Origin of the sequence: Actinoplanes sp. NPDC048791 (assembly GCF_040650095.1) — a bacterium.
Lineage (GTDB): Bacteria > Actinomycetota > Actinomycetes > Mycobacteriales > Micromonosporaceae > Actinoplanes.
The window spans coordinates 1-4,974 of sequence record NZ_JBEZGQ010000636.1 but is presented as its reverse complement, the minus strand read 5'-3'; the positions used below and the strand labels follow the sequence as shown (position 1 = coordinate 4,974).

Sequence of the window (4,974 nt, the reverse complement as noted above, 5' to 3'; positions counted from 1 at the left end):
GGCGATGCCGCGGCGGCGAGCACGGCGGCCGAGGCCAGCTCGGCGACGCGCTTGGCCTCCCGCTGCACCTGGCGGCGGACCTCGGTGGCGCGGCGCTCGGCGGCCTCGCCGGCCCGCTTGGCCTCCTCGACGTGCACGAGCTCGCGTTCCAGCTCCGCCTTGACCTCGGCCAGGCGCTGCTGCACCCGCTGCGTCTCCTGCTCGGCCTGCTGGGCGCGCTCGGCGGCGTCGGCCGCCTTCTTCTCCGCCTCGGCCACCTTGGCCTGCGCGGCCGTCAAGTCGCGGCCGGCCGCGGCGATCTTGTTCTGCTGGCCGGCGATCTCCTGGCGGATCGCGGTGGCTTGCTCGTCGGAGCGGCGCAGGATCTCCTCGGCGTACTTGTCGGCCTCGCTGCGCAGGTCGGCGCACTGCTTCTCGACCGCGGCGCGCATCTGGGTGAGCTCCTGGGTCAGCTCCTGGCGGCGCTGCGCGATCTCCCGGTCGGCGGCGGCCTTCAGCTCGGTGCGCTCCCGGTCGGCGTCCGCCCGCTGCTTCGCCACGTCCTGCTGGGTCTTGTCGCGCAGGGCCTTGATCTCCTGGTCGGCCTGGACCCGGGTGGACTTGACGTAGCCCTCGACCTCGGCCCGCTGGCGCTGCACCTCCTGCGCGGCGCGCTCGGTGAGCTGCTGGGCCTCGGCGCGGGCCCGGGTGAGGGTGGACTCGGCCTCGGCGCGCAGCTGCTCGGCGGCCTGGCGGCTGCCCGCGACGGCCTTCTCGGCGGCGGCGCGGCGGGCGACGTCGACCTTCTCCTCCTCGGCCCGGCGGGCGGCCAGGGCGATCTCGAAGTCGCGGATGCCGTCGTGGGCGTGCGCCTCGGCCTCGGCGCGGATCCGCTCGGCCTCGGCCAGTCGGGCGGCGATGTCGTCGGTCGCGGAGCTCTTGATGTCGGCGGCGACCTCCTCGGCCTTGGCCAGGATCTCCTCGACCTTCGGCCCGAGGTGCCGGAAGGAGACGTCGGCCAGGCCCGGCTGGCGCCGCGACTGGGCGGCCTCCTGCTGCAGGCGGTCGATCTGCCCGGCCATCGCCTGGATCTGCGAGTAGGCCTGCTCGCGCTCACTGACCAGGGCGGAGATCTCGTTCTCGGCCCGCGCCACGTAGCGTTCGACCTGCTTCTTCTCGTAACCCCGCAGGGCGGTCTCGAAGCTGGGCTCGGAGGCAGCGTCTCCACCGAGACCGAAGATTTCCCCGCCGTGCGACATGCTTTCCATCCTCACATACCCATCGTCCCGTGACGTGTCGATACACACCGGCCTGGCGGGACTATGCGTCTGGTTGCGATTTGTCAGGGCTCAGGCTACTGGCGGAAACAAACGGGCCGTACCGGAGGACTCCGGCACGGCCCGCAGATGCTTCGCACAGCCCACCCGGTCGTCTCAACCGTTGCGCACACCGGAGGGTGGCGCAACCGGGGACCGAGTGGTGAACGACTCAGCTCGTCTTGGCAACCGCCTCGGGCTTGCCGGCTTCGCCGGCCTCGGCCGGCCGCTGGGCCGGGGTGTCGGCCTTGGCCTCGGCCTGCTTGACGGCCTCGGCCGCCTTGGCCGCCGCACCGACGGTCGGCACCAGGCCGGACAGGCCGGACAGCATCTGGCCGAGCTGGTTGGTGACGGCGTCCTTCTGCCGGGTGAGGTCCTCGACCTCGCGCTTGGCGGCCTGCGTGGTGAGCTCGGCCTCGGTGCGCGCATCGCTGAGCAGCCGCTGCGACTCGGACCGGGCCTCGGTCACCGTCTTCTCCGCGAGGGCGCGGGCCTTCTCGACCGTCTCGATGGCGGTGCGCTCGGACTCGACCCGGCGGCTCTCGGCGCGCTGCTCGATCTCCTTGGCGCGGTCCTCGGCGGCGCGGGCCCGGCCCTCGGCCTCGGCCACCATCTTCTGGGTGGCGTTGACCTGGGCGGCGTGCCGCTGCGACTCCTCGCGCTCGCTCTTCTCCCGGCGCTCGGCGGTCTCCAGCGCGAGGGCCTGCAGGTCCTTGTCGCGCTTGTCGCGGGCGTCGGTGAGCATCTTGGTGGCCTCGGCGCGCTTCTCCTCGGCCTCCCGGGCCGCCTTGGCGCGCAGCTGGGTGATCTCGCGCTCGGCGGTGGCCCGCAGCGAGGCGACCTCGCGCTCGACGGTCGACTTGAGCTCGGCGACCTCGTGCGCGGTGACCGTGCGCAGCTGCTTGGTCTCGCGGTCGGCGTCGGAACGCAGCGTGTCGGCCTCGCGCCGGGCCTGCACCCGGTTCTCCGCGGCCTCGCGCTCGGCCTGCGTGCGGAGCTGCCCCGCCTCACGCTCGGCCGTCGCCTTCATCGCGGCGGCCTCGGCCCGCGCCTTGTCGGTGATCTCGCGGGCCTCGAGGCGCGCGGCGGAGAGGATGCCCTCGGACTCCCGCTTGGCCTCGCTGCGGTGGTCGTTGGCCTGTTCCTCGGCCAGCCGCAGGATCTGCTCGACCCGGGTGCCCAGCCCGGAGAGGGTCGGCCGGTTGTTCTCCTCGAGGAGCTTGTTGCTGTCGGCCAGCTTCTGCTCGAGGGCGTTGAGGCGCTGCTCCGCCTGCCGCAGCCGGCGCTGCGCGTCGTTCATCCGCTGCTCGGCCTCGCCACGGGCCTGCTCGGACTGGTTCAGGGCGGCGATGAGCCGGCCGAGGTGGGCGTCCACCTGTCCGCGGTCGTATCCACGCAGGACAACGGTGAAGTCGGTCTGCGAATTTGCGGTCTCGAAGAACGCGAGATTGGCATCCTGCTGCTGGGGCATTGGGACATACTGGCAGACCCCCCAGGGGGCCACGCAAGACCGTACGGGCCGGGTATTCCGCCCTGTGATCACCTTCGGCCCGCCTGCCGAAGGCCGAGGTCGGCCGTTCGGGTGGCGCCGAGGTGCGCTTGCCCGCACAGCGTTGCCGCGCCGCTACCTGCTGTGCCGTCCCGAAGCAGAAGATCGTCTCACAGGGCCACCGGCCACCGCGGGATGATGGCCCCGATCCTGCCAGTCCGCGGCCCTGCCGTCAGGATGTTTCACCCGCAAGGCGTACGAATCAGGCAGGCTGCACCAACTCCACCAGAACGCCCCCGGCGTCCTTGGGGTGCACGAAGTTGATCCGCGAGCCGGCCGTCCCCCGTCGCGGCTCGTCGTAGAGCAGCCGCAGGCCGCGGGCGCGCAGGGCGGCACTCGCCGCCTCGACGTCGGCCACCGTGTAGGCGAGCTGTTGCAGACCGGGACCGCTGCGATCGAGGAACTTCGCGATCGCGGAGTCGGGGCGCAGCGGCGCGAGGAGCTGGATCCGGGCGCCCGTGCCGTCGTCGCCGGCGGCCAGCATCGCCTCGCGGACCCCCTGCTGCTCGTTCGTCTCCTGGTGCACGCACCGCATCCCGAACGCGCGATCATAGAAGTCGATGGCCTCGTCGAGGTCGGCCACGGCGATCCCGACGTGATCCACTCGCAGCAGGCCGACAGGCGGCAGGGAATCCATGCTGGAGAGTGTACTAGGCTGTACTTAACCATCGTTCAGGCCTGTAGAAAGCGAAGCTCCCTGTGACCAGCTCGGTGATCGTCAGCGGCGCCCGTACCCCGATGGGCCGCCTCCTCGGCAACCTCAAGAACGTGCCCGCCACCGCCCTCGGCGGGTACGCCATCGCCGCCGCCCTCGAGCGCGCCGGCGTGGCCCCGGAGCAGGTGCAGTACGTGATCATGGGCCAGGTCCTGCAGGCCGGCACCGGGCAGATCACCGCCCGGCAGGCCGCCGTGGCCGCGGGCATCCCGATGACCACGCCGGCGCTGACGGTCAACAAGGTCTGTCTCTCCGGCCTCGACGCCATCGCCCTGGCCGACCAGCTCATCCGGGCCGGCGAGTTCGACATCGTGGTGGCCGGCGGCATGGAGTCGATGACCAACGCGCCGCACCTGCTGATGGGTCAGCGCCAGGGCAAGAAGTACGGCGACATCCTGGTCCGCGACCACACCGCCTTCGACGGCCTGATGGATCCGTGGGACGGCATCTCGATGGGCGAGTCCACCGAGCGCAGCGGCGCCGAGCTGGGCATCAGCCGGGCCGAGCAGGACGCCTTCGCCGCGCTGAGCCACCAGCGCGCGGCCGCCGCCCAGCGCGAGGGACGCTTCGCCGAGGAGATCGTGCCGGTCAAGGCCGGCCTGCGCGGGGTCGACAAGCTCATCGACACCGACGAGGGGGTCCGCCCGGACGCCACCGCCGAGTCACTGGGCGGCCTGCGCCCCGCTTTCGCCAAGGACGGCACGATCACGGCCGGCAGTGCCTCGCCGATCTCCGACGGCGCCGCCGCGGTCGTGGTGATGAGCCGGGCCAAGGCCGAGGAGCTGGGGCTCACCTGGCTGGCCGAGGTCGGCGCGCACGGCAACGTGGCCGGCCCCGACAGCTCGCTGCAGGCCCAGCCCGCGAACGCGATCCGGCACGCGCTCGGCAAGGCCGGGCTGACCGTCGCCGACCTCGACCTGATCGAGATGAACGAGGCGTTCGCCCAGGTCGTGCTGCACTCGATGCGTGAGCTCAAGGTCAACGAGGACATCGTCAACGTCAACGGCGGCGCGATCGCCCTGGGCCACCCGATCGGCATGTCCGGCGCCCGGCTGGTGCTGACCCTCGCGATGGAGCTCAAGCGGCGGGGTGGCGGGCTCGGCGCGGCCGCGCTCTGCGGTGGCGGCGGCCAGGGCGACGCGCTGCTCCTCACGGTGCCCGCTGCCTGATCGTGGGAGAGGATGGCGGAGTGACCATCTCCGCGCGGCCGGGCCGCGACGTGCCGACGCTCGTGGCCCGGGCCCGGGAGGGTGACGCCCGCTCGGTGGCCCGCCTGATCAGCCTCGTGGAGAACGGCGACCCGAAGCTGCCCGAGGTGGCCGCCGCGCTGGCCCCGTACGCGGGCCGGGCCCAGGTCGTCGGCCTGACCGGCTCGCCCGGCGTGGGCAAGTCGACCACCACCAACGAGCTGGTCC

4 protein-coding genes and 1 pseudogene are annotated in these 4,974 nt (G+C 72.6%); 2 read left to right on the top strand and 3 right to left on the bottom strand.

All coding sequences use genetic code 11. The features are described 5' to 3' along the window. From AB0C29_RS33260 to mce, 3 genes are all read right to left on the bottom strand, one after another. Window positions 1–1,238: Laminin subunit beta-1 (locus AB0C29_RS33260; RefSeq protein WP_360828695.1), on the bottom strand; the 1,238-nt coding region annotated here is incomplete at its 3' end. Between the two features lie 229 nt (window positions 1,239–1,467). Further along, window positions 1,468–2,766 carry a DivIVA domain-containing protein gene (locus tag AB0C29_RS33255; RefSeq protein ID WP_360828692.1) on the bottom strand — a complete coding sequence of 433 codons (1,299 nt, stop codon included), beginning with the start codon at window positions 2,764–2,766 and terminating at the stop codon, window positions 1,468–1,470. 280 nt (window positions 2,767–3,046) lie between these two features. Next, window positions 3,047–3,481, bottom strand: coding sequence for a methylmalonyl-CoA epimerase (gene mce, locus AB0C29_RS33250; protein ID WP_360550221.1), 435 nt, complete (start codon window positions 3,479–3,481; stop codon window positions 3,047–3,049). A 62-nt stretch (window positions 3,482–3,543) separates the two neighbouring features. Between mce and AB0C29_RS33245 the strand changes: the two genes are divergently transcribed. Further along, complete coding sequence (locus AB0C29_RS33245; RefSeq protein ID WP_360828689.1) at window positions 3,544–4,728, top strand: acetyl-CoA C-acetyltransferase; 1,185 nt, start codon at window positions 3,544–3,546, stop codon at window positions 4,726–4,728. A gap of 26 nt (window positions 4,729–4,754) precedes the next feature. Next, window positions 4,755–4,974, top strand: a pseudogene (locus AB0C29_RS33240) (methylmalonyl Co-A mutase-associated GTPase MeaB); the annotation flags it as partial.